The following is a 23241-nucleotide window of genomic DNA, read 5'->3' on the forward strand; positions in this document are numbered from 1 at the left end:
GCTGCACTCGCCTGATGATCAAGGCGTAGCCTTGACCTCGTTCCAGAGATCGGAGCGCCTGAGCGGATCCTCGACATTGTCGAGCCATATCAGTTTATCGGTACCGCCAGCACTCGCTGTCTCGGTAACGGTATTGCCGAAGCCGGTCCGTTCCGAGAGCTGCGAGCTCACCTTCTTGGAAATCATGAAGTTGATCCATTTTTCGGCCGCGGCCTGGTCGTGCACGCCCTTTGAGATCACCCAGTTGTCGAGCCAGGCAAGAGCGCCTTCACTGGGATTGATGTAAGCGACATGGGCACCCACAGCCTGCAAGGCCTTGAGCTGCTGTTGTCCGTAGTTGGCCCAGATGAGGGCCACGTCGTTGCTCTTATAGATCTGTTGGGCTTCGTCAGCAGTCGTGTAGAAGCTGAGGACGTTGTGCTTCAGGTCGACCAACTTGGTTTTGACGGCAGCGATCTGCTCGTCGCTGAGATGGAAGGGATCCGCATAGCCGAGCGTCAGCGCGGTGAAGGAGACATTGTGTTCGCCATTGTCATAGGCGAGCACTTTACCCTGATAGGCCGGGTCCCAGAGAACCGCCATGGAGGTCGGCGCCGGTTTCACCTTGTCGGTATCGTAGATAAGCCCGATCGAGTCAAAACAGAACGGGATACCGTAAACCTTGCCGTCCTTTGTGACGCCGCGAACCGACGTCAAGTCACGGAAGCGCGGTAGCACTTCCTTCTGGTTGGGCAAGTCAGCCGTATCGATGGCCGTGACGAGATCGGCAGCTATATAGCGCTGCAGCTGGGCCGTATTGACGGCGAAAACGTCGAAATCCTTGCCTTCGCTGCCCTTCATCTTTGCCCAGGCTTCATCGTCGCTGCCAATGAAGACCACATCGACGCCGATACCCGTCTCTGCGGTGAACTCTTTGACCCAGTCCTTGTCCGCATAGCCGTCCCAGGCGAGAACGCGGAGGTTTTCAGCAAACGCGGCCGATGCCATCATCGACACAGCAAAGCCGGCGGCTGCCATTCCTGTCAGAAGTTTTTTCAATCGCATTGTCGTTCCCTTTTTTGTTTGGTGTTGCGAATGTGATCGATGCGGACCTAGAGCTTACAATTGCGTGACGGTCACCAGACCTTCGTCGGGCGCTAGCTCGACCCGATTGCGCAACGGCTTGCCGAATACGTTCGCCTCGATTTCGTACTCATCCCCCGGACCGGTCTGGACGCCGAAGGCGTAGCTCATCACCGCCGCACCGAAGAAATAGGCGTGCAGGTCTCCCGGCCTGCGGTGCATCGGATAGCGGAAATGGTAGTGCTCAAGATTGGCGATGGAGTGCGACATATGTGCCTCGCCCGACAGGAACTCCTCTTCCCAGATGACGACGCCATCACGTCGGATACGAGAATGGCCATGCACCTCCTCAGGCAAATCCCCAACCAGCAACTCCGGTCCGATCGAGCAGGAGCGGAGCTTGGAATGGGCAAGGTAGAGGTAGTTCTCCGCCTCGGTGACGTGGTCGGAATATTCGTTTCCAAGCGCATAGCCGATCCGGTACGGACTGCCGTCCGGCCCGATGATGTAGAGGCCGACGATTTCCGCCTCTTCAGCGCCGGCACGGGCAAAGGCAGGCATCGGAAGGGTTGCGCCTGGTGCGACAACGCAGCTGCCCACGCCCTTGAAGAACCATTCCGGCTGCACGCCCGGTGGGCCGCCAGCTGGCTTTCCACCTTGGAGACCCATTCGGAAGATCTTGAGTGAGTCGGACTCCTCGGCGTCTTCGCCATGGGTCAGAATGTGCATCTTGTCGCGCGCATTGGCGCTGCCTGTATGGGTGAGGCCAGTCCCCGTCACGAGAAAACGGGCAGGCTCGTCATGGTCGAGCGGAGCCAGCACCAGATTGTCGCCGAGCAGGCGGTCGTAGTCCACCAGTTCGGATGTCATGCGCTCCTCGGCCATCATTGCAAGCGACACACCACGTCCGATTGCCGCCTCGGCGAGTTCCCGGACACAATGCGTATCCTTGAGCAGATGCAGATGGCGACCATCGGTGGCGACGCGGCCGACCTTGCGCACTCCCTCAGGCGTTTTGAACTGAACGAGACGCATGAATGCACCTTTCTGTGTGGATTGAATGGTCATACCCAGCCTCCGTCAACGATGAATTGCTGGCTTGTGCACATGGCACTGTCATCGGCTGCAAGGAAAAGCGCCATGCGGGCGATGTCGGAGGGCTGAAGCCGGTCCGGCAGGCATTGGCGTTCGTCAATCTGGCGCTCGCCTGCAGGCGTCAGCCAGAGGCGCACCTGACGCTCGGTCATCACCCAGCCGGGCACCATGCAGTTGACGCGGATGCGTTCGGGGCCGAGTTCACGGGCGAGCGCACGCGTCATGCCGTAGATCGCCGCCTTGGCGGTGACGTAGGCCGGACAATCTGGATCTCCGACCATCCAGGTGATAGAACCGAAATTGATGATCGAGCCGCCGCCGAGCTCCTTCATGTGAGGCCTTGCAGCCTGGGCAGCGAAGAACTGATGACGAAGATTGACGGCCATCCGGTCGTCCCAATAGGCGACCGTGACATCCTCCGTCTGGTGCCGATCGTCGCTGCCGGCATTGTTGCAGAGGACCTGGAGCGGGCCATTCAGGGCAACGGCCTGGCCAATCGCAACACGCAGGGTTTCGATATCGCGCAGATCGCAGGGGATGAAGAGAGGAGGCTCGCTGTCGTCGGCAGCGATATCGGCGACCAGTTGCCGGGAGGCCTCTTCGGCCACATCGACGAAGGCGACACGACTGCCCTGGGCACAGAAGTGCCGAACGAGGCTTTCGCCGATACCGCTGCCGCCGCCGGTGATGAACACGCTGCGGCCCCTCAGGCTCGGATAGATTGCGAGATTATTTGGCTGGCTGCTCATCATTGGAACCGTCTAGTGGGAGTGCCGAGGGATGCCGGCATCACGCCGTCCCACGAGAAAATCGAAGTCACAGCCGGCATCGGCCTGCATGACCCGCTCGACGTAGAGACTCTGATAGCCTCCCTGTGGCGGGGAGGGTGGTCGCCATTCGGCGCGGCGCGCTTCCAACTCGTCGTCGGACACCATTAGTTCCAGCCTGCGTCCGGCAACGTCGAGCTCGATGAGGTCTCCATCGCGCACAAGGGCGAGGACACCGCCTGCTGCAGCTTCCGGCGCGACGTGCAGGACGACGGTACCGTAGGCGGTTCCGCTCATGCGGGCGTCGGAAATACGAACCATGTCGGAAACACCCAGCTTCAGGAGCTTTGCGGGCAGCGGCATGTTGCCGACCTCCGCCATGCCCGGATAACCGCGGGGCCCGCAATTCTTCAGCACCATGACCGAACTGGCATCGATATCAAGATCTGGGTCGTCGATGCGCTCATAATAGTGTTCGATATTCTCGAAGACGACCGCCTTGCCGCGGTGCTGCATTAATTCTGGTGTGGCCGCGGAAGGCTTGATAACCGCACCGCTCGGGGCGAGATTGCCGCGCAGCACGGCAATGCCTCCTTCCTTGGTGAGCGGGTTGTCAAACGGCCTGATGACTTCTTCGTTGTAGTTGGGCGCATTCTGGATGACGTCGCCCAATGTCCTGCCGCTGACCGTGATCGCGTCCCGATGCAGAAGCCCCGCAGCGTCGAGCGCCGCCATGACGGTCGAAAGGCCGCCCGCGTAATAGAAGTCCTCCATGAGGAAACGCCCCGAGGGCATCAGGTCGACAATGGTCGGCACATCCCGTCCGAGCCGGTCCCAGTCGTCAAGGCCGAGTTCGACGCCGGCCCGCCTGGCAATGGCGATCAGATGAAGCACAGCATTGGTCGAGCCGCCAATCGCGCCGTTGACGCGGATTGCGTTTTCGAATGCAGCCTTCGTCAGGATCTGGGAGATCTTGATGTCGTCATTGACCAGTTCGACGATGCGCCGGCCGGCCATATGGGCCAGAACGCCGCGCCGCGCATCCACGGCAGGAATGGCCGCATTGTCGGGCATTCCGATACCAAGGGCCTCGACCATGCTCGCCATCGTTGAGGCTGTGCCCATCGTCATACAGCTGCCTGCCGAACGGCTTTGGCCTTGCTCGGCCGACAGGAAGTCGCTGACGTCCATACGGCCGGCCTTGACGTCCTCTGCAAATTTCCAGACGTGTGTTCCCGAGCCGATATCCTGCCCGCGGAACTTGCCGTTCAGCATCGGGCCGCCGGACACGGCGATGGTCGGCAAATTGGCGGATGCGGCACCCATCAACAGCGCTGGGGTCGTCTTGTCGCATCCAACGAGCAGGATGACCCCGTCCATAGGGTTGCTGCGGATCGATTCCTCAACATCCATGCTGGCGAGATTGCGAAATAGCATTGCTGTCGGGCGCATGTTGCTTTCGCCCAACGACATCACTGGAAATTCAAGCGGAAAGCCGCCTGCCTCATACACGCCCCGCTTCACATGCTCGGCAATTCCACGCAAGTGGGCATTGCAGGGCGTCAATTCGGACCACGTGTTGCAGATGCCGATGACCGGGCGACCGTCGAAGACATGATCAGGCAGTCCCTGATTTTTCATCCAACTGCGATGCATAAAGGCATTCTTGCCCTCGCCACCAAACCATTCGGTAGAGCGCAGCCTGCGTTTGGGCTGTGTCATTTCTTCTGCTCCTGTGATTTGCGACGCACGTTTCGGCTTTCCACTGCGCGGCGCACATCCTCTTCGGCGTGATCCAGCAGCACCAGAAGCGCCTGCTGCGCGCCCACCGCATCCCTTGCGGAAATCATTTCGGCGACATTGCGATGTAGCGGCAGGGAGGGGCGCTGGCCCTGCGGGTTGTCGTTGGACAGGCGGAAGCTCATGACAAGCGCCGTCTCGATCAGAGCGGCGAGCGATCCCATCAACTCATTGCCGGTCATTCGCAGGATCGTCTGATGAAAAACCAGGTCAGGTTCGGCGAAGCGCTCGCCGTCGTCACCAAACGCTTCCATCTCAACAAGTGCTGCATAGAGCGCGGCAAGCTGGTCCGGAGTTGCGCGCTGCGCCGCCAGGGCTGCAGACATTGGCTCGATTGCGCGGCGTAGTTCGAATAACGCCTTTACATCGTCGTGATTGATTGCGCCCGAGTATCGCCAGGACAGAACGTCAGGATCAAGGAAGTTCCAGTCAGACCGCGGGCGAACGCGTGTGCCGGTCTTCGGACGGGACTCGACCAGTCCCTTGCCCGCGAGCACCTTGATCGCTTCGCGGAGCACGGATCGGCTAACGCCGATCAGGTCCTTGGATTCGTCGGCATTCGGAAGCACTTCTCCGGGAAGGAAGCGGCCCTGAACGATCCAGCCGCCAATCTGGTCTACCGCAGCAGCGTGCATGCTGTTGAAGGTTTGAAACCCAACAGACGCCGAGGGTGCGAACCTGGAGGAGGTTTTCTGATTATTACTATTATTCATATTATATGTATTATTGGCAACGGAATGCATGTCAAGGAGCGATTTTGATAGGCCTGCGTTAAAAGCGACCGCACCTGCTCCCGTTGGTACGCATCTTGCACGGTTACTAATATAACTACGATGCAAGGACCAAACGTAATGAATCGGTACACATCGCATCATTTCTCCGCCCTGAGGTTGCTTTTGAGCGGCCGAGAAAAATACAGTGTCGTCAGAACCCTCGGCGATGCCGCCGACGTCCTGATTTCCAAATGGCCCGGGGATGACGGAGAGGAATACATCGTGGCGGTGAAGACTTGCCTTGATGCTATTCACGGGGCAATCCACCCGAACCTCGCGCGTGAAGCGCTCATGAGGGCCGCAGACGAAGCCGGCATCCGGTATCTCTCTGTCGTTCACTGATACCGAGCTCCGCTCCAATACGCTTCCACGTCAACCGGATCACTGTCGGTCCCAAAGACGGGAACGGAACCAGGCGGCGCAGGTACGGGTCACGCACCGACACAGGATATTGGGATCCAACCTGAATTGCATTCCCCTCAACCTTCACGTAAATACTGGGGAAATGTCAAAACGATCCGGAAGTGCAGACCTGCCGCTTCATGGTGGACGCGTCCCCCACTGGCTGGCCGATCGCATGACGAAACTTGGCGTACTGGTTGCTGAGGCGATCATACACCACTACGGCCGTGACGAGTTTTTGCGCCGGATGGCCCACCCCTTCTGGTTCCAGTCCTTCGGTTCCGTCATGGGAATGGACTGGCATTCGTCCGGGATCACCACAAGCGTCCTCGGAGCATTGAAGCGCGGTCTCAAGCCCCGCTCCGCAGAGCTTGGTGTTCATGTTTGCGGGGGGCGAGGCTCTCAATCTCGAAAGACCCCAGACGAGCTGATAGACATTGGGTTTCGTGTGGGAATCGATGGGGCGGCCTTGGCCAACGTCAGCCGCCTGGTCGCGAAGGTTGACAGCGCGGCTGTTCAGGATGGCTTCGATCTCTATCTGCACGGCTTCATCGTTGCCGACGACGGTCATTGGGTTGTTGTCCAGCAGGGAATGAACGACACCACACGGCAGGCCAGGCGATACCATTGGCTGTCCGAAGGATTGGAGAGCTTCGTCGATTCCCCGCACAGCGCAATTGAGGGGCGGCCTCAGGGCGAAATCGTAAATCTTGCAGATAGACGAGCAGACCGCTCGCGCGGTGGTCAGCTCGACATTCTCGCCACTTTGGGCCCGGACCGTATCGTGCGTGAGGCTGCTGCAGCACTGGAGCGCCACGCTGAGCCCGTGGCCCAGGCTGCTGACCAGCTTGTGCTTCCTCATTTGGTCATGCCGAAGCATCACGACCTTCGCCAGAAGGACGTCAACATGAAGAGACTGCATGGCACCCTGGCGGCTGCGGCAAACCGGGCACCGGTGGATTACAAGGATCTATTGCTTGTGCCCGGCGTCGGCGCGCGCACCGTCCGCGCGCTTGCGATGGTTGCTGAAGTCGTTCATGGCGCGCCATGCCGGTTTTCGGATCCGGGAAGATTTTCGATCGCCCATGGCGGGAAAGACCGGCATCCGTTTCCCGTACCGTTAAAGGTCTACGATGAAACGATAAGGATTATGAAGTCAGCGGTTTCTCGGGGCAGGCTTGGTCAGGATGAAGAGTTGGCTGCCCTTCGGCGCTTGGACCTGCAAGCACGTCAACTGGAACGATACGCAACCGGTCCTGACCTGAAGGAAATCGTCGCAGGCGAGTTTCGTGACTCGGCGAGTTATGGCGGGCGCAGCGTTTTTGGCTGGGAAGAGGACTAACGCCGAACAGTCTGCGTCCCTCAGGACCGTCTCTTCAGTCAAATCGTCGCAGGATTTCATTGGGCCTGCATTCGTCGCATTCGATCCTGGGTCAATTGAGCATCCATACTGTCGGTTTTCTCGCGGAGGAACACCAACCGGGGACCACTGCCGACGGGATTGAGAAGGTGCATCGCCACGTCTTCACGACTGTCCGGTATCGGGCAAGATACACTGCGCCAACCCTGTCGCGCTCGATGGGAGCTGACAGTGTTTGCAAACCGCGGGGAATATTGTCACCTCCCGGCGCGGTCGGCGCGCCATCCGCGCCGACCCTGTAGAAACTATACGCAATCGCTATGGCTTTGTGCTGCCGCTGTTGTCCGACGGGGCGGCAACCGGCGGCGTAGCGGGCTGCATCGCTTCGGGAGATGGCTGCGTAATCGGGGGCTTCGTCGACGCCGTGGTTGCCTGGTCGGTTCCAGGCGAGGGCGCCCATTGCATCCATGCAAACGCTGCTACAAGAATAACAGCCGCAACGGCAATCCACGTGCCCCATGAGCTGCCGCGTCGCGTTAACGGGGGGGTGGTCCGAAGTTCAGGCTCTCTGTTAGGATCATAAGTCACAGGGATTCCTCCGTGTTGATATGCAATACTAAATCTACAGGTGAGCTTTTGTTCCATTGCGAGATGTGACGGGGGACGCGGCGATTGGTAACGACACGCGCTTGTCCACGTCGATCTGCCTTGGATGACGACGTGTCCTGTCCGCCTGTCGATTTGCAGTGCCCAAGGTTGCGCGGCCCACACATATGGTCTTGCCCGCAATGCAAGAGCCCGGTGCGGAGGGACCGACACCGGGCTCATATTTCCCACCGACGATTTGAGGTTGGTCGCCGGCCGAGCAGCGCTTCAGGATCAGCGCCACTGCCAATTCAATGACTGGAAAACCATATTGTTCCCAAAATGGAGGTGCCCGGCACCAGCGGACAGCGCTAGCTCGTGCGACGTCAGGGCGCGTGTAGCAATCGAAAAACGCGCACGGGTTTCCTTGCCTTTCAGTAATGTGGGCCGTGGGCAGAAGCCCGCCCAATAAGGTATCCGAGCCCGAATGCGAACGCGCCGATCGCGAGTACCACTGTCGTGGCGGTGTGGGGGTGATCAGCGGCGCCAACCGCAAGCGCATTGGTTTCGCGCTTCACCGCGTCAGTTGCGCTTTGAGCGGCTTTGCGAATACCTTCCGGTTGGTCGGTGGGCGATCCAGTGAACCCGGCTTTAAGAACGTTGGCCATGTCATTTCTCCTTTGTTTGCGTAGGAAGAACTGCCGGGCAGGGGATGTGTTCCTTGTCGTCCAAATCGATCATCCCGGCGGACGTTTGAATCAAGCGTCATCGAAAAGCCGGCATGAACCCATTTCCTGTGCGAGATGCAGCTGACGCCTGACGATCTAGGGCATACGCGCTAGCGTCCGGCCACGTCATTGCACCAGCCAGGTCGCAAGCCGAGGTATGAGATGGGCGGCACACCAGACTTCATCATAGTCGGTTCAGACGTGGGGCATGCTGGCGCCAGACCGTCCACTTGCTTTGAAGTCCATCCGGACGGAAGTTCAGGCGCGGATCAGTGACAGGGCCGGGATGATTTGCCACGCCGAATGCGTCGGCCAGGCCCTGATCGAAACCAGGACCCTCGCGGGCTTCAGGGCGGGACAAATTCGCGGCATCCATCAACGCCAGCCGAGCGCTGGTGCGATATACTTCAGGATCGCCTCGATCACATGCGCGTTGTACTCGACGCCAAGCTGATTGGGGACGGTGAGGAGGAGAGTATCGGCTTCGGCGACGGCCTCGTCTTCGGTCAGTTGGGCGATCAACGCTTCTGGCTCTGCGGCGTAGGAACGACCGAAGATTGCGCGGGTATTCTCATCAATGTAGCCGATCGAGTCCTGCTCCTTGCCGCCACGTCCGAAATAGGCCCGGTCCCGATCATCCACCAGCGCAAAGATGCTCCGGCTGACGGACACGCGGGGCGTGCGGCTATGCCCGGCCTCCTTCCAGGCGTCCCGATAGGCGCGTATCTGCGCTGCCTGCTGGACGTGGAAGGGCTCCCCGGTTTCGTCATCCTTCAGCGTCGAGCTCTGGAGGTTCATGCCAAGCTTGGCTGCCCAGACGGCGGTGGCGTTCGATCCTGCGCCCCACCAGATGCGCTCGCGTAGACCGTCTGAATAGGGCTCGAGGCGCAGTAGCCCGGGTGGATTCGGGAACATCGGGCGCGGATTGGGTTGCGCAAACCCATCGCCCTTCAGCGCCCGCAAGAATACCTCGGCATGACCACGGCCGAGATCAGCATCACTCGCACCCTCCTCCGGCTGGAAGCCGAAATAGCGCCAGCCGTCAATGACCTGCTCAGGGGAACCTCGGCTGAGGCCGAGCTGCAGGCGACCACCGGCGATGAGATCGGCAGCCCCGGCGTCTTCAGCCATGTAGAGAGGGTTCTCGTAGCGCATGTCGATGACCGCTGTGCCGATCTCTATCGTCCTGGTTTTAGCGCCCACAGCCGCCAGGAGCGGGAAAGGGGAGGCAAGCTGCCGGGCGAAATGATGGACGCGGAAATAGGCGCCGTCGGCGCCGAGTTCTTCCGCGGCGACCGCCAGATCAATCGACTGGAGGAGCGCGTCGCCCGCAGATCGGGTTTTCGATTGCGGTGAGGGTGCCCAGTGGCCGAAGGAAAGGAAACCGATTTTCTTCATGATTTTGCCCATTGAATGTCGCGGTCCGGTGTTGACCTGTGGTTGGCATAACATGGGGAGGGATGTTAGCCATCAAAAGACGATTGAACGCTCTGTTCAACAGATTGCTGCGCTTGCGCAGTGTGGGAACGGTTCTCAAATTCGATGGCAAGACCGATCAAGAGGAGGGATGGCGGAGAACCGCACCGTCGGCGAACCCGGAATCTCGCCATCGTTTGAATTTTGTCAGTCGCCGTAATGTCGAGATAGCTCAGACATGCAGCGGGCCTACGGGGACCACGTGATCTACCTGATGGGCGGCGCGCTTCTGCGCGAAAGTGTTCTGGTCTCCGCTTGCCAGGCCCTAAGAGCCGGCATCGCAGGCGCAACGACCGCATCGGGCAACGTCACACCTTCGGTAAAGCACCTTCTTGACAAGTCCACCCCTGCAGGCGCCAAGAGACTTGCTGCAATACGCCTCAACCTTCGATGCCGAACCTGTCAGCGTTGAACCTGTCCTTGGCAAGTTCGGAGACGCGGCGATTGCTTTCACCTGCATCACCTACGTGAGGGAGGTGGAATCCGACAAGGCCAGGGGGCGTCATATCGACAGCGATGCCGGGAGGCTGCAGCGCCCATGCGACAAGCGCCCTGGCGGAGATAGTGCCGACCCCGGCTGACACCTCCCGGGAGGTGAGCGCGGACCCGGTGGCCACAGGCTGCATCGTCGCGACATGATTGATTATCGAATTCTTGGCTGGTTCCCTCACGAGCAGCTCTCCTGTCGGGCTCCTTCCCACGACAATGCTTGCGAATATGACCGGAGCGGCCTCGATCGGTGTGGACGAGGTGGCACCGTCGCTTTGATCCGGTCGCAGCGCCGGCAGCGGTACCGTATAGGACGCAACGTCGGGGACGGGACGATCCCCGCTATTTTCGCCTGACTGCTTTCCGAACTGTGCTGCCAGTCCATTCTCGGTGCGGCTTTGAGGTACAGGCAAAAGGGCAGTGACGAGACTTCCGCCCGTGAGGTCTTCGGACGAAGCCGCATTCGACCCGGCATCTTCGTCGTCGTCTGCAGCGCGAGCACTCGCGATGGCCGAAGGGCGAATGCGTTTCTTTTGATCTGCTACTGCTACCTCATAGCCAGGCAGGGGTCGGCCATCTGCCGGCAGATGAAGCGTCCGGCCACCGGGAAACAGCCGAGCCAACTCTTGCCGCGACATTCGGGGCCAGGCGCGAACATTGCCGACGTCCAGATGCACAAACGGAGATCCGGACGTCGGATAGTAGCCGACGCCGCCCACCTGCATCTGCATGGCCAGCGTCCGTAGCGTCGAGAGCTTTACTCCCGGTATATAGAAGTCCATCGCCTTCCCAAGCATGTGCTGGCTTTTCTTCGCGACGCCGGTACTGCGCGAACGGCTTCGCAACATATTGTTGGTGGACGGAGAGCGGTAGGCCGAGACGACATGAATGGAATCGGTTGCGCCACTTCGGCGATAGACCTCCCAGACCAGATCGAGCAGCCGTGGATCGATCTTGGTGGGCTCGTTCTTTCGCCAATCGCGCAGGAAGCGATTGATCTGCACGAGGCCCTTCGGGTCGAATTTGCCATTGCGCTTGAAAACGATGGTCGCTCTTTCGCCCGTGTGGGTAAAGAAGAGCTTGAGCGCCCGGTCGTCAGCCGCTGCCTGCGCAGCTCCTGTGGTGGCGGCCAACAATAACACGGCGATGAGCATCGCTCGGTGGGCGACCAGTGACAAGAGCATGGCGAACGTGGCAGTCGGGATGGAAAAGATTGCTTGATGCACGAACACGACTCTCGTCATTGGTGAAGGGCAGTGGAATCAAGAGCGTCACATCGGCGACGGCACTTGGCTTGCAATTATGGTCAACAGATCCCTAACGGACCGTTTATGGCCATCGCAATACGGTGCCAAAATCCCGAGCTGGGATGGAAGCATCAACGCTGGTCTTTCCTCGGGAGGTGGAGGTGCGGGTCTCAACCTTAGGCGTCAACACCTGCGACACTATCGTCACCATGTTGCGCCGGGTGGAACAAGTCCGTCGATCACCCCTGGGTGATCAGTCAATCGGCCGCCTGTCCGTCAATGTCGCCCTTGGTATGGCGCATCGCAACGGCTCGGCAGGGTCAGGCGTCACCGGCCACCCGCATGGATGCGCCGGTCGGTATCTGGACTGGGTGCAAGCACCTCATTGCAATTCGGCCCAACGACCACATGCTCACAACCACTGCGACAGCACATCCGAGGCAAATAGCGGATAGACGAGGCGCACGAGCGACCTCCGAAAACGCATAGGGAGATCGGACACGGTAGAGGATCGCGCGAGCAATACGACCGTGCAGGTGACGGTCGCCTGTCGTCCCTGTCAGGGGGGAAGGACTATAGCCCTTCCGACACCAACGACCGGTTAAGGTTCGCGGCGAAGCCCCTGGATCAGGCAGTCAACCTGATCAAAGCACGCTGACGTTTTCAGCCTTGGACTTCCCGGTCTTGCGATCTTGGCCCAGGTCGTAGCTTACTCTTTGCCCTTCCCTAAGCGAACTGCCCCCCTGCAACGCGGACACGTGCACGAATACGTCAGCTCCACCATTTTCGGGCGTAATGAAGCCAAATCCCTTGTCGTCGTTGAAAAATTTTACTGTACCAGTGGCCATGACTCATCCTCGTTGCTTGTGCGCGGCTGTGTGCCGCGACGCAATACCTATAGCTCGACAGCGTCGTCTGCAACACTTCCCTACCGGGTGTCTGCGATGCATGCCCGCCAAGTCAGGCGGCAGGACACCGCGGCAGGCCAAGACCACGTTCGCAAAGCATCGTGGCTCTTCGGGCAGGCCGGCCTCGTAGGCGTCACGTACTGCGGCTTCCGTCCGTGCACGCTGCGAAGCGTCGATGGTCGCAACAAACGTTCCGAGTGGCCCTTCGCCCGCGGCGATTGGTGGCGAGAAGTCGTCGAAGTTCTGGTAGTCCATCCCTATCGTCAACCGGGTTTCGGAGACATCCAGGAGGTTGTGCTCGAGAAAACTCTGTCTGATTTCACCTGGTTGCATCAACGGCTGAAAGGAGGATCGGGTACTGAGCTGCAGGCCGCCGTCGCTGAGTGCCGCTACTGCATCGACCATATGCGCATGGCAGGCATGCCGCCGAGATGATCCCAAACGGCAGCGGCGACTACTCCCCCCGGGCCGCACGACGCGGCACATCTCGGCAACCACCGTGTCGGCTCTCGGGCGCGCGAAGTGGCGTCCGAGCAGCGCCAAGGAACGGTCGAACATGTCGTCGTTGAAGGGGCAGGGCGCAGGCATCTGCCCGCCGGTCGCTTATGCGCGGATCCGTGTTGCTCATGACCATCTCCTCGACAAAGACGGGTGAGCAGTCGATTGCGCTAGGACAGCGTCAGGCGTCCTCAGTTCAGCAGCGAGCGCGTCCCTTCCAGATCGCGGACGATGGCGCCCAACTTGGCGGCAACGTCATCTCTGCCTGTGTCGACGGCAATGCGCAGTGCCGCCGTGCAAGTTTCGAGCAGAGGATCGGAAGCGGTTTCGGATCCGTCGAACGGAAACACGATACCTGCATATTGGACTGGTTGGCCCTCCCGGCTGTGGAAGCAGCGTCCGAAAGCTTCGACGTTGCGGTAGATTTTTCCAGCGCCAAGAACCCTGTATTGGCATTGGTAGGGAGCCCCGGTCGTGATCGCTTCGCGGATTTCTCCAGCCACGTTCGCAAGATCGTCAGGATGGATGCACTGCAGGTAGGCGGCAATCGGCTGGCCGCTCAATGCATCGGCGACGCTCATTCCGAACAAATGGGCGATCGCGCTGTCACCAAAGACAGTATCGGTCTCGATGTTCCAGGTGAAGATGCCTGCCTCTGACAGCTCCGCGGAGCCGAGCATCGGCAGCCTGTTCTCAATCATGTGTGCTCCATCCCGTTTCGAAGCCAGCAGTTACGTCTAGTATTACCTCGAGCGAGTCGACTCATTTTATGCAGCACGGCTCGTTCTGTTGAAAGCCCAATCCCGTCTATTGCTGACGCTTCTGTCTTGAAGCGGCACCGGCAGCAATGGTCAGCACGAATTCATCAAGCTCGCGTTCGAGGCGATCTGGCGGCAAGCCTACGAAGCGCGCTTCCAAAGTGATGCTAATCACGCCATGAACAGCACCGAACAGGGTGCGCGCACGAATGGACCTTTCCTCTTCGGGCATATCGGGCTGAAGTCCAGCCAAGGGCTCAGCAATCACACCCATTAGGAACAGATGCTCCTCGAGATGCCACTGAGGTGTGGGTGTACCTTCCGGGGGATAATGGTCGAACAGAGATTTCCATAGATTGCGGTTGGCAAGCGCGAACCTGAGATATCCCCGTGCCAGATTTCGGAGCCGATCCGTCGGCGTCCGGTTCTTGACCTCGGCAAGAGCCAGCGATTCTTCCAGGGACTTGAGCGTCGTGGAATTGACATGGATGATGAGTTCGCTGAGGTCCGCGAAAACCGTGTAAAGCCCCCCGAGCGCACAGCCCGCATCCTGTGTGATGTCGCGCGCCCTCAGGTTTGCCAGCCCTTCATTGGCGATGCGGGTGCGTGCCGCATCAATCAAGCGGGCCTTGAGATCTTCGCGTTTTTCTTCTCTCCGTCCGGCCATTTACCATTCCATTTCGATTTATGAACGCCGTTCAAAATAATTCTTGAACATCGTTCATTCTTGTGTCAGAAATTTCCTCATGAACAACGTTCATAAATGGGAGACGCCGAATGTTCAACCTGATTGTCACACTGCTGCGGGGCAGGGCGCATGACGCCGAGCAGGCCCTCGCAATCCGCAACGCCATGCCGCTTCTCAGCCAACAGATCCGCGATGCGGCCCGTGCCATCCAGTCTGCCCGCCATGCCGTCGCGGTTGCCATTGTCCAGAACGAGCAGGAGAAGGGACAGCACGCTACGATCCTTTCAAGGATGGCCGATCTGGAGATACGCACCCTTGCCGCATTGGAAAAGGGCAACGAGAACCTTGCTCGCGAGGCTGCGACCGCGATCGCCTTTCTCGAAGCGGAGCGGGACGCGTCGGAGAAGGCTCAAGACCAGTTCACGAATGCGATCTCCAAGCTGAAGGGCATCGTGCGCACCGCCGAGGCCCGACTGCAGGAACTGCAGCGCGGTGAACGACTGGCCCGCGCCACCGAACAAACCCAGACGATTGACCTCGCGGCGGCCGGTTCCGGTCTCGCAACACTCGACGACGCGGAAGAAACGCTTGCGCGCCTTCGAGCACGCCAAAGCCAGAACGACATGATGAATGCCGTGCTCAAGGAGATGGACAGCGCTGCCCCTCGCTCGGCCGGAATTGTCGAGAAGCTCGCCAACGCCGGCTGCGGTTCGCCGCTGCGTTCATCCGCCGATGATGTGCTCGCCCGGCTCCGGACACGCCTGAGCAACGCCGCCTAAAGCGTATTTCATCCAACGAAGGGACCACGACCATGAACGACAGTTTCCAGATGCATTCCCCAAGCTGGGTCAGCTTTTCTTACATCTCCTTCGGCACGGCAGCCTTCATGCTCGCCGCCGGCCTTTACATGATGCCTCTCGACCTTTGGGGCAAAGGTTATCTCGCCATGGGCATTTTGATGTTGGTGCAGACAACGGTGAACATCACAAAGACGCTGCGCGATAATGCTGAATCCGAAAAGCTGATCCGCAAGATCGAGGACGCAAAGACTGAAAAGCTCCTCGTTAATTTCAATCGTAGCAACGAAAGCTAAGCCTCCTTAACCACACCACAGAGTTGCTTTCCAATTGCAACTTTTGCGAAACGACTCTGTGGCTTTCTCTTGCGATCAAAAAACGGGGAACAGCCATGCAGCGCAATCTGATGACATCGAGGAAGTTCGCGCCGTTGTTCTGGACGCAATTCCTCTCTGCCTTCAACGACAATTTCCTCAAGCAGACGCTCATCTTCCTGATCCTCGCGCAGATGGCCGCCGAGGGCGCTTCGCTTATTACGCTCGCCGGAGGGATTTTTATCGTTCCCTTCCTGCTTCTGTCCGCAGTTGGCGGCGAGCTTGCCGACAAATACGACAAGGCACATATGGCGGAGATCCTAAAGCGTGCGGAGATTGCAGTCGCCGCAATCTCCGTCATTGGCATTGCGCTATCGTCGATCTGGATACTGATGCTGGCTCTGTTCGGCTTTGGCGTCATCTCGTCGCTCTTCGGCCCAATCAAATACGGCATTCTCCCAGATCACCTGGAACGCAAGGACTTGCCAAAGGCCAACGCCTGGATCGAGGGCGGCACATTCATCGCTATCCTGACCGGCACCATCGTTGCTGCGGTCGCCTTCAACAAGGGCGACAATGTCTTTGTGTTCGGGCCGATGATGATGGGGCTTTCCGTTCTGTGCTGGTTCTGCGCGCGTATGATCCCCCCGACGGGATCCAAAGCGCCTGATCTGGACATCAACACAAACGTCTTCCTCTCGAGCATCACACTCGTCAACGAACTGCGGCAGGACCAACGGATCTGGCGCTCGGCCCTGATGAATTGCTGGTTCTGGTTTGTCGGCGCATTCGTCATGTCGATGCTGCCGATCATGGTCACCGAGATCCTCGGCGGCTCGGAAATCATCGTCCCTGCGTATCTGGCGACGTTTGCAATCTCGATTGCCGTCGGTTCCGCGATTGCCGGCTGGATGTCGGCGGGTCGTGTCGTGTTGCTGCCGGCGCCCGTGGGTACCGCCATCGTCGCGCTCTTCGGAATTGATCTCGCCTGGAACCTGTGGGGTCTGCAGTCGACCTCCCACGCCGATACGATCACCGCCTTCTTTGCCGGTACAAGGACCGTGCGCGTGGCGATCGACCTTGCCGGCATGGCGATTGGCGGCGCCTTCATGGCGGTACCGACGTTTGCCGCAATGCAGACCTGGGCCGCCGAGGCCCGACGCGCCCGCGTGATCGGAGCCGCAAACGTTCTATCCGCATTGTTTATCACAACCGGCCTGGCGCTGGTTGCAATCTTGCAGGCCGTCGGTGTCCCCGTGCCGATGATCATTCTCAGCCTCTCGGTCATTAACATTGGCGTGGCCTGGTTGATGTTGAAAACGCTGCCGACCAACCCGTTCCGGGATTTCATCTCAATATTGTTCCGCGCCTTCATGCGTCTTGAGGTCGATGGTTTGGAGAACATCAAGAAGGCTGGCAGAGCGCCGATCATCGCACTCAATCATGTGAGCTTTCTCGATGGAGCACTTGCTCTTGCGATTACCGAAGAAGAGCCAGTCTTTGCCGTCGACTACAAGATTGCCCAGGCCTGGTGGGTTCGCCCTTTCCTCAAGATGTGCAAGTTCCTGCCACTTGATCCGACGAAGCCGATGGCGACACGCTCGCTGATCAAGATCGTCAACGAGGGTAGCGCGATCGGCATATTTCCGGAGGGCCGCCTGACGGTCACCGGCACGCTGATGAAGGTCTACGACGGAGCGGCCATGGTTGCCGACAAGACAGGGTCGATGGTTGTCCCGGTCCGCATCGATGGGCTCGAGAAAAGCTACTTCTCGCGCCTTTCCGGTGGACAGGTGCGTCGTCGACTGTTCCCCAAGGTCAAGGTGACGATCCTCGAACCGGTCAAGCTCGACGTGCCCGCGGACCTCAAGGGACGCAAGCGCCGCATCGCAGCGGGCGCCGCGCTCTATCAAGTGATGTCAATGCTGATGTTCCGCACGACAAACACCGATCTGACCGTGCTGGAACGCATCATCGAGACGGCTTCGGAAAGGGGGGGCAGAAAACTTGCGGTCGAGGATCCCATCTCCGGCCAGCTTTCCTATGCCAAGCTGCTGACCGCCGCCGCCGTGCTCGGCGCCAAGTTCACCACGCTGTTCCCCGATGACAAGGTACTCGGCGTGATGTTGCCGAACGCCAACGGCACCGCCGCGACCGTGCTCGGTGTCATGTCCGCTGGCAAGGTTCCGGCGATGCTGAATTTCACCGCGGGCGCTTCCAATATCCTGTCGGCGTGCAAGGCTGCACAGGTGAAGCATGTGCTCTGCTCGCGCGCCTTCGTCGAGCAGGGCAAGCTCGGCTCGGTCGTCGCCGATCTTGAAAGGGAGGTCAAAATTGTCTGGCTTGACGACCTGCGCAAGACGGTGGCTTTTCCCGACAAGGTTCGCGGCATTCTCAGGAAGTACACGCCGCGGGTCAAGCGAACAGCTGATGATGCCGCCGTGATCCTGTTCACGTCGGGCTCGGAAGGTACCCCCAAGGGTGTCGTTCTGACCCATCGGAATATTCTCTCGAATGCCGCGCAGGCAGCCTCGCGTATCGACTTTCATTCCGGGGACAAGGTCTTCAACATCCTTCCGGTGTTCCACTCCTTCGGTTTGACGGCGGGGACCGTTCTGCCGCTGGTGGCAGGCGTGCCAGTCTATTTCTATCCGTCGCCACTGCACTATCGCATCGTACCGGAACTGATTTACACCTCAAATGCCACGATCATTTTCGGGACCGATACATTCCTGAACGGCTATGCCCGCACAGCGCACCCTTATGACTTTCGGTCGATCCGCTACATCTTCTCGGGTGCCGAGCCCGTGAAACCGTCGACGCGCGAAACCTACATGGAAAAGTTCGGCCTGCGCATTTTGGAGGGCTACGGGGTCACGGAGACCGCACCGGTCATCTCGCTGAACACGCCGATGTTCAATCGCTCGGGCACTGTCGGCAAGATCATGCCGGGCATGGAATGGAAGCTCGAGCCCGTACCCGGCATAGAGGAAGGTGGCCGTCTCTTCATTCGTGGCGCAAATGTCATGGCCGGCTATCTTCGCGCCGAGAACCCCGGCGTTGTTGAACCGCTCCGGGATGGCTGGCATGACACGGGCGACATTGTCACAATCGACGATGACGGGTTCGTCAGGATCCGCGGCCGTGCCAAGCGCTTCGCCAAGATCGGCGGCGAGATGATTTCGCTCGCAGCCGTCGAGGCACTTGCCGGCCAGTTGTGGCCCGGGGCACTTTCGGTTGTTTCCTCCGTCCCTGATGCGAAGAAGGGTGAGCGGCTGATTCTGCTGACGGATGCGCCGCATGCCAATCGCGCTGAGTTCACCAGCTTCGCCAAATCAATGGGAGCGATGGACATGATGGTGCCGGCGGAGATCAGGATAGGAAAAGTACCGGTTCTGGGTTCCGGAAAGGTGGATTTTGTTGCCGCAAGCAAGATCGTCCAGACGTTGGAACCACCGCTGCACGTGAAGTGACGTAGCTGCCCCCCGTCGTCACGATGGCCCCGCCACCTTCGGGCGCGGCAATTTCCTGCGCGGGACGGTTCCGCTCACCAAGAGGTCGATGCCGTGTGCTTCGATGCCCGAGGGAAAACCGGGGGTGCTCCCGCAACTGCTCTTTCCCGTCGGTGAAAGCGCCTCGGCAATCGGCCCTTTTGGCCTTCGTTGTACTCCTCCCGAAGCAATTCCGCCCGGCCGGCTGATGCCTTGCATCCTTGGACAGGGTGGTGATGGGCGCCCACTTCCTGTCCGATGTGACGATCGCGGCCTTCATGCACGCCCGTGATGTTTCCTCTCTTCAGACTGTTTTCACCGGGTGATCAACGATGCAGCAGTCATGCGAAAAGGAACGTTGCTGCATGAGACATCCATCGGTTGAGAGCTGTCGGCAAAAGTTGAGGCGTTGGTCGTGCGTCGCGTGTGAGGCTTGTTGTATGGGATTGCGCATCTTCCGAGCAGCATGACGCGGGCCGTTGCGACCGGGACCAGGTTGAAAAGTCGCAGCATACATTTCACATTTGTCTCAATCGCGCGTCAGGATCGTCGCGAGGCGGAAGATGAGCTAGGGTCGAGGCATTATGAGCGAGACGCAACGTAAGCTGACTACCATCTTCTCTGCCGACGTTCAGGACTATACCCGCTTGATGGGGGTGGACGAGGAAGGCACACTTGCCACTCTGAAACGCTATCGTGATGCGATGTCGCGTTTGATCGGGGCGCATGGTGGAAGGGTGATCAACACCTGGGGCGACGGGTTGATCGCCGAGTTCCCGAGCGTTGTCGAGGCGGTGCGAACGGCCGTGGACATCCAGAACGAGTTGGCCGGGCTGAATGCAGCACGGCCGGCCGATGGGCGCATGCTGTTTCGGATCGGTATCAATCTCGGTGACGTGATCGTTGAAGGCGATGATATCTATGGCGACGGGGTCAATATTGCGGCGCGGCTTCAGACCTCGGCTGCTGCTGGTGGGATCGTCATATCGAGTACGGTCTACGACCAGGTTCGCAAAAAAGTGGCCGTTGGTTTCGATTTTCTCGGTCCCTTGACAGTCAAGAATGTCGCAGACGCCGTACCGAGTTATGCCGTGCGGATCGGCGAGGATACCAACGGCGCGCCGCAGCAGCCAAAAGAGCCGGCGTTGTCGGTGTCCGCGTCGGGAAAGCCTGCCCCGCAGGCGGCGACGCGAACCGACCGTCGGTTGGGCTTGCTTGCCATCGTCGCCGCGGCGGTGATCGCCATCAACGTTCTATCCTGGCGAGGTGTGTTCTGGGCAGCCTGGCCGCTCCTCGCGCTTGCTGTGCTGTCCGCGATGTCGTGGGCCCGGAACCAGAGCCGCGTGGACCCGCCAAGTGCAGCGCTTGCTGTCGTCGCGCTGGGCCTTGTCGGCATCAACCTTCTGTCATGGCATGGAATATTCTGGGCGATATGGCCACTTCTCGGCATTGCCGTCGCCGCAGGAATTCGATGGTCGACGCGAAGATAATTGCGGCGATGCCGACTGGACGTTCAGTGTTTCCAGCGTTGATTCTCCGTAATCTCGGTTTTGATTTGCTGCCAACACTTAGGTGTGTATTTTATCCAGTTACAGATCGTTGGGAGATAGCCTTGGCTATAAGTGGCAATCAAATCAGGGCCGCCCGTTCGCTTGTCGGAATGGATCAGCAAACGCTTGCCGACAATGCGGGCATTGGCATCAACACGGTTCGAAACATGGAAGGTGTCGGCGCTGATCGGATACGGGTCAGAACCGATACGCTGGATGCGGTCGTTGATGCGCTAAGGACGGCCGGCGTTGTCTTGGTTGATGAAGGCCAGAGTGACGGCGGTCCGGGCGTGAGACTCGCGCGGGCGGCGACGCGATCGTTCGACACGATCGAAAAGGAGGTCGTGCAATACTCCGAATATCTGGAAAATGATGCACCTCCGGGCGCAGGTGGTTGAGGCGGAGGTTCTGACATGAGCTACGAATTTCACGTTGGCCAGAAGGTCGTTTGCATTGACGACAAGTTCAAGCACGTCAGCATCGACCAGGGAATCCGCAAGGGTGAGATCTACACTTTGCGCTGGGTCGGTGAGTACACGCACTACATTGACGGCACGTTCTTTGGTGTGAAGCTCGAGGAGCTGCACCGTGGTAACGACGACGGTCCGGAAGGTTATGGGGCGGCGGACATGCCTTTCCGTGCCACGCGCTTCCGCCCGCTCGTCAAGGACAGAATTTCATCGCTGCGCAAGCTGCTCGCGCCGACGCCTGATGCGCCAGTCGAGCCGACGACACCCAAGGAAAAGGTCAAGAAGAAGGAGAGAGTTTAAGCTCTGGCCAAGATGGCTGATTTCCGCGAGACGTGAGGCGGTAGCCGCGGATGTCGAAGGCAGCGAGATAAAGATCGCTGCCGCCGCCTTGTTTGCCGAAAGCGCGGCATTCACTTCAAACACCAAGCGGACTGTACTCGTTTGCTGCGAACAGATGGTGGTGAACCTTGCCGGCAAACATTTGCAGGAGTTCACCGGTCACTTCGCGGCTCTGCGCGCGTACGTCCGACGAGAGGGCGGCGCTGACTGCGTTCATATCGGGATAGCGAATGGCGAGAGCCATTGCGTAGACCGGCGCACCTTCATCGCGCTCCAGGCCGTCAAGTACTCGTACTTCCTGGGCACCTGGAAATTTCGTCCAAAGTGGCACAAGCCGTTCCTTCACGAAATCGCGGAAGTCTGTTTCTTTGCCGGGTTGGATTTCGCCTTCAAACAGTGCGTAACGAATGATCATGGGTTCTCTCTTCCAAAAGCGCGAAAGCTCGGGCTGAATGCGCATCAACAACGACTGGGAAAGGTGCGGGGCGTATTCGCTCGATACGCCCCAACTGATGGCTACTTGCCCCAGATTTTCTTGTATTGGTCCCGATAGCCATTATCCGGATCGAAGGTGTTCTTCGGCCCCCCGTCAAATTCAACGTTTTGGCTGGTAACCACATGCAGCGGCGACACATAGCCGGACCAGGGAGCGCCTGCAAAAGCACGGTTCAACTCGTCCACGAGCTGCCAACCCTGAAGATTGAGCGGCTCTGCGACCGTGACGGCCTGGAACTGTTTCGCACGAATGCGTTGATAGGCGCTCTCCGAACCATCGCCTGCTGCAACGTTCACCGGTTTTCCGTCGCCTGCAATACCCGCCGAGGCAAGCGAAGGCCCCATGAAGTCGTAGTAGAGGTCGTTGATCGCGAGCGAATGCGTCCACTTCGCACCATATTTCTGCAGAAGCGACGTGGTGAGCTGCGGCATGCGCTGAGACGTTTCTGCAATCGGCGTGTCGACATATTCGAGGACCGTGCCGCCGAGATCCTCGATCTCCTTCTTCATACGATCGGCCTTGGCAATGGCAATCGCATAGGTGGAATCGGTAAAGATGATGACGCCCGGTTTGCCGCCGGCATCGGCAAAGGCCCAATCCGCGGCAGACTTCGAAACTTCCATTGCGTCGGTCGTCACGTTGGCAAAGACACCGACTTCAGGAACCGGGCCGACGGCGGAGGCGGCGTGCCAGGATACCATCGGAATACCCGCGGCTTTGGCCGCTTCCATCGCGGGCTTCTGCTCGACCGCGTCGAAGCCATTGATGATAATGCCATCCGGCTTCAACGCCATCGCCTGGCCGAAAGCGGCGGTTCGCCCCCCGATCGAGCCGGCGCCGTCAAGCGCCTTCACCGTCCATCCCAGTGAACCCGCTGCTTCCTGAACACCATTGACGACGCCGAGGATGCCGCCGTTCTTCATGTCGGCTGCAAGAATGACAATGTTTTTGCCGGCAGCGGCCTTGGGACCGCTTGTCGGGCCATCCCACGCACTCACCTTGGAAGCATACTTATCGACCACTGCCTTGGCGTCGGTCATTGGATCGGCAAATGCCGGCATGCTGATCATAATGGCGACGGTTGCGACCGTTGCCTGCAATAGTGTTCTGCGTTTCATGTTCACTCCTCCATTGTTTCTTGTTAAATG

At 59.3% G+C, this 23241-nt stretch carries 21 protein-coding genes and 1 pseudogene; 8 read left to right on the forward strand and 14 right to left on the reverse strand.

The window, feature by feature from the left end; translation table 11 throughout:
- Window positions 1–18: 18 nt before the first annotated feature.
- From AC1D2R_RS05490 to AC1D2R_RS05510, 5 genes are read right to left on the reverse strand one after another with little or no spacing between them, the layout of a single operon-like run.
- On the reverse strand, window positions 19–1044 hold the full coding sequence (locus AC1D2R_RS05490) for an ABC transporter substrate-binding protein (RefSeq protein ID WP_477965557.1): 1026 nt from the start codon (window positions 1042–1044) through the stop codon (window positions 19–21).
- A gap of 54 nt (window positions 1045–1098) precedes the next feature.
- Window positions 1099–2097 carry an AraD1 family protein gene (gene araD1 / locus AC1D2R_RS05495; protein WP_477966054.1) on the reverse strand — a complete coding sequence of 333 codons (999 nt, stop codon included), beginning with the start codon at window positions 2095–2097 and terminating at the stop codon, window positions 1099–1101.
- Window positions 2098–2126: 29 nt separating this feature from the next.
- Window positions 2127–2906 carry an SDR family NAD(P)-dependent oxidoreductase gene (locus AC1D2R_RS05500; protein ID WP_477965559.1) on the reverse strand — a complete coding sequence of 260 codons (780 nt, stop codon included), beginning with the start codon at window positions 2904–2906 and terminating at the stop codon, window positions 2127–2129.
- A gap of 12 nt (window positions 2907–2918) precedes the next feature.
- Window positions 2919–4646: an IlvD/Edd family dehydratase gene (locus tag AC1D2R_RS05505; RefSeq protein ID WP_477965561.1), complete on the reverse strand. Its 1728-nt coding sequence runs from the start codon at window positions 4644–4646 to the stop codon at window positions 2919–2921.
- Window positions 4643–5359: a FadR/GntR family transcriptional regulator gene (locus AC1D2R_RS05510; RefSeq protein WP_477965563.1), complete on the reverse strand. Its 717-nt coding sequence runs from the start codon at window positions 5357–5359 to the stop codon at window positions 4643–4645. The genes AC1D2R_RS05505 and AC1D2R_RS05510 overlap by 4 nt, the downstream gene beginning before the upstream one ends.
- 189 nt (window positions 5360–5548) lie before the next feature.
- Between AC1D2R_RS05510 and AC1D2R_RS05515 the strand changes: the two genes are divergently transcribed.
- Together AC1D2R_RS05515 and AC1D2R_RS05520 are read left to right on the forward strand one after the other, a co-directional pair.
- Window positions 5549–5839: a DUF982 domain-containing protein gene (locus tag AC1D2R_RS05515; protein WP_477966056.1), complete on the forward strand. Its 291-nt coding sequence runs from the start codon at window positions 5549–5551 to the stop codon at window positions 5837–5839.
- Between the two features lie 163 nt (window positions 5840–6002).
- Window positions 6003–7241: a DUF763 domain-containing protein gene (locus AC1D2R_RS05520; RefSeq protein WP_477965565.1), complete on the forward strand. Its 1239-nt coding sequence runs from the start codon at window positions 6003–6005 to the stop codon at window positions 7239–7241.
- A 1037-nt stretch (window positions 7242–8278) separates the two neighbouring features.
- Here the strand turns inward: AC1D2R_RS05520 and AC1D2R_RS05525 are convergent.
- The 7 genes and pseudogenes from AC1D2R_RS05525 to AC1D2R_RS05555 all read right to left on the reverse strand — a co-directional run bounded on the left by AC1D2R_RS05525 (window position 8279) and on the right by AC1D2R_RS05555 (window position 14615).
- Window positions 8279–8512 carry a hypothetical protein gene (locus tag AC1D2R_RS05525; RefSeq protein ID WP_477965567.1) on the reverse strand — a complete coding sequence of 78 codons (234 nt, stop codon included), beginning with the start codon at window positions 8510–8512 and terminating at the stop codon, window positions 8279–8281.
- A 435-nt stretch (window positions 8513–8947) separates the two neighbouring features.
- Window positions 8948–9970, reverse strand: a complete 1023-nt coding sequence (locus AC1D2R_RS05530; RefSeq protein WP_477965568.1) for an LLM class flavin-dependent oxidoreductase — start codon at window positions 9968–9970, stop codon at window positions 8948–8950.
- Window positions 9971–10428: 458 nt separating this feature from the next.
- Entirely contained in the window at window positions 10429–11721 is a 1293-nt protein-coding gene (locus AC1D2R_RS05535) for a peptidoglycan L,D-endopeptidase MepK (protein WP_477966058.1), read from the reverse strand.
- A 707-nt stretch (window positions 11722–12428) separates the two neighbouring features.
- Window positions 12429–12632 (reverse strand): cold-shock protein, encoded by a 204-nt coding sequence (locus AC1D2R_RS05540; protein ID WP_477965570.1) that lies wholly within the window; start codon window positions 12630–12632, stop codon window positions 12429–12431.
- A 117-nt stretch (window positions 12633–12749) separates the two neighbouring features.
- Window positions 12750–13362: pseudogene (locus tag AC1D2R_RS05545) on the reverse strand (class I SAM-dependent methyltransferase); the annotation flags it as partial.
- A gap of 19 nt (window positions 13363–13381) precedes the next feature.
- Window positions 13382–13891, reverse strand: coding sequence for a PAS domain-containing protein (locus tag AC1D2R_RS05550; protein WP_477965572.1), 510 nt, complete (start codon window positions 13889–13891; stop codon window positions 13382–13384).
- A 106-nt stretch (window positions 13892–13997) separates the two neighbouring features.
- Window positions 13998–14615, reverse strand: coding sequence for a TetR/AcrR family transcriptional regulator (locus AC1D2R_RS05555; RefSeq protein ID WP_477965574.1), 618 nt, complete (start codon window positions 14613–14615; stop codon window positions 13998–14000).
- A 110-nt stretch (window positions 14616–14725) separates the two neighbouring features.
- Here AC1D2R_RS05555 and AC1D2R_RS05560 point away from each other — a divergent pair, with 110 nt between their 5' ends.
- The 6 genes from AC1D2R_RS05560 to AC1D2R_RS05585 all read left to right on the forward strand — a co-directional run bounded on the left by AC1D2R_RS05560 (window position 14726) and on the right by AC1D2R_RS05585 (window position 21558).
- Complete coding sequence (locus AC1D2R_RS05560) at window positions 14726–15415, forward strand: PspA/IM30 family protein (RefSeq protein WP_477965576.1); 690 nt, start codon at window positions 14726–14728, stop codon at window positions 15413–15415.
- Between the two features lie 32 nt (window positions 15416–15447).
- Window positions 15448–15729 carry a YiaA/YiaB family inner membrane protein gene (locus AC1D2R_RS05565; RefSeq protein ID WP_477965578.1) on the forward strand — a complete coding sequence of 94 codons (282 nt, stop codon included), beginning with the start codon at window positions 15448–15450 and terminating at the stop codon, window positions 15727–15729.
- A 95-nt stretch (window positions 15730–15824) separates the two neighbouring features.
- Complete coding sequence (locus tag AC1D2R_RS05570) at window positions 15825–19220, forward strand: acyl-[ACP]--phospholipid O-acyltransferase (protein ID WP_477965580.1); 3396 nt, start codon at window positions 15825–15827, stop codon at window positions 19218–19220.
- A 602-nt stretch (window positions 19221–19822) separates the two neighbouring features.
- Window positions 19823–20728, forward strand: a complete 906-nt coding sequence (locus AC1D2R_RS05575) for an adenylate/guanylate cyclase domain-containing protein (protein WP_477965582.1) — start codon at window positions 19823–19825, stop codon at window positions 20726–20728.
- A complete protein-coding gene (locus AC1D2R_RS05580; RefSeq protein WP_477965584.1) occupies window positions 20710–21186 on the forward strand; it encodes a helix-turn-helix domain-containing protein in 477 nt (158 codons plus the stop codon). The genes AC1D2R_RS05575 and AC1D2R_RS05580 overlap by 19 nt, the downstream gene beginning before the upstream one ends.
- A gap of 15 nt (window positions 21187–21201) precedes the next feature.
- Window positions 21202–21558, forward strand: a complete 357-nt coding sequence (locus AC1D2R_RS05585) for a CAP-Gly domain protein (protein WP_477965586.1) — start codon at window positions 21202–21204, stop codon at window positions 21556–21558.
- Window positions 21559–21673: 115 nt separating this feature from the next.
- Here the strand turns inward: AC1D2R_RS05585 and AC1D2R_RS05590 are convergent, their stop codons facing one another.
- A complete protein-coding gene (locus tag AC1D2R_RS05590) occupies window positions 21674–22012 on the reverse strand; it encodes a hypothetical protein (protein WP_477965588.1) in 339 nt (112 codons plus the stop codon).
- Window positions 22013–22113: 101 nt separating this feature from the next.
- The gene (locus AC1D2R_RS05595; protein ID WP_477965590.1) at window positions 22114–23211 is read right to left on the reverse strand and encodes an ABC transporter substrate-binding protein; all 1098 of its coding nucleotides are present in this window, start codon (window positions 23209–23211) and stop codon (window positions 22114–22116) included.
- Between the last annotated feature and the right edge of the window lie 30 nt (window positions 23212–23241).

The sequence above is a fragment of the Rhizobium sp. P1_C7 genome, from assembly GCF_056406295.1.

Bases quoted from the DNA above. Each gene is read 5' to 3' on its own strand.
- AC1D2R_RS05520 (WP_477965565.1), top strand. From the start codon at position 6,003: ATGTCAAAACGATCCGGAAGTGCAGACCTGCCGCTTCATGGTGGACGC.
- AC1D2R_RS05525 (WP_477965567.1), bottom strand. From the start codon at position 8,512: ATGGCCAACGTTCTTAAAGCCGGGTTCACTGGATCGCCCACCGACCAA.
- AC1D2R_RS05575 (WP_477965582.1), top strand. From the start codon at position 19,823: ATGAGCGAGACGCAACGTAAGCTGACTACCATCTTCTCTGCCGACGTT.
- AC1D2R_RS05560 (WP_477965576.1), top strand. From the start codon at position 14,726: ATGTTCAACCTGATTGTCACACTGCTGCGGGGCAGGGCGCATGACGCC.
- AC1D2R_RS05565 (WP_477965578.1), top strand. From the start codon at position 15,448: ATGAACGACAGTTTCCAGATGCATTCCCCAAGCTGGGTCAGCTTTTCT.
- AC1D2R_RS05590 (WP_477965588.1), bottom strand. From the start codon at position 22,012: ATGATCATTCGTTACGCACTGTTTGAAGGCGAAATCCAACCCGGCAAA.
- AC1D2R_RS05540 (WP_477965570.1), bottom strand. From the start codon at position 12,632: ATGGCCACTGGTACAGTAAAATTTTTCAACGACGACAAGGGATTTGGC.
- AC1D2R_RS05535 (WP_477966058.1), bottom strand. From the start codon at position 11,721: ATGCTCTTGTCACTGGTCGCCCACCGAGCGATGCTCATCGCCGTGTTA.
- AC1D2R_RS05530 (WP_477965568.1), bottom strand. From the start codon at position 9,970: ATGAAGAAAATCGGTTTCCTTTCCTTCGGCCACTGGGCACCCTCACCG.
- AC1D2R_RS05490 (WP_477965557.1), bottom strand. From the start codon at position 1,044: ATGCGATTGAAAAAACTTCTGACAGGAATGGCAGCCGCCGGCTTTGCT.
- AC1D2R_RS05595 (WP_477965590.1), bottom strand. From the start codon at position 23,211: ATGAAACGCAGAACACTATTGCAGGCAACGGTCGCAACCGTCGCCATT.
- AC1D2R_RS05555 (WP_477965574.1), bottom strand. From the start codon at position 14,615: ATGGCCGGACGGAGAGAAGAAAAACGCGAAGATCTCAAGGCCCGCTTG.
- AC1D2R_RS05510 (WP_477965563.1), bottom strand. From the start codon at position 5,359: ATGCACGCTGCTGCGGTAGACCAGATTGGCGGCTGGATCGTTCAGGGC.
- AC1D2R_RS05505 (WP_477965561.1), bottom strand. From the start codon at position 4,646: ATGACACAGCCCAAACGCAGGCTGCGCTCTACCGAATGGTTTGGTGGC.
- araD1 (WP_477966054.1), bottom strand. From the start codon at position 2,097: ATGCGTCTCGTTCAGTTCAAAACGCCTGAGGGAGTGCGCAAGGTCGGC.
- AC1D2R_RS05580 (WP_477965584.1), top strand. From the start codon at position 20,710: ATGGTCGACGCGAAGATAATTGCGGCGATGCCGACTGGACGTTCAGTG.
- AC1D2R_RS05550 (WP_477965572.1), bottom strand. From the start codon at position 13,891: ATGATTGAGAACAGGCTGCCGATGCTCGGCTCCGCGGAGCTGTCAGAG.
- AC1D2R_RS05585 (WP_477965586.1), top strand. From the start codon at position 21,202: ATGAGCTACGAATTTCACGTTGGCCAGAAGGTCGTTTGCATTGACGAC.
- AC1D2R_RS05570 (WP_477965580.1), top strand. From the start codon at position 15,825: ATGCAGCGCAATCTGATGACATCGAGGAAGTTCGCGCCGTTGTTCTGG.
- AC1D2R_RS05500 (WP_477965559.1), bottom strand. From the start codon at position 2,906: ATGAGCAGCCAGCCAAATAATCTCGCAATCTATCCGAGCCTGAGGGGC.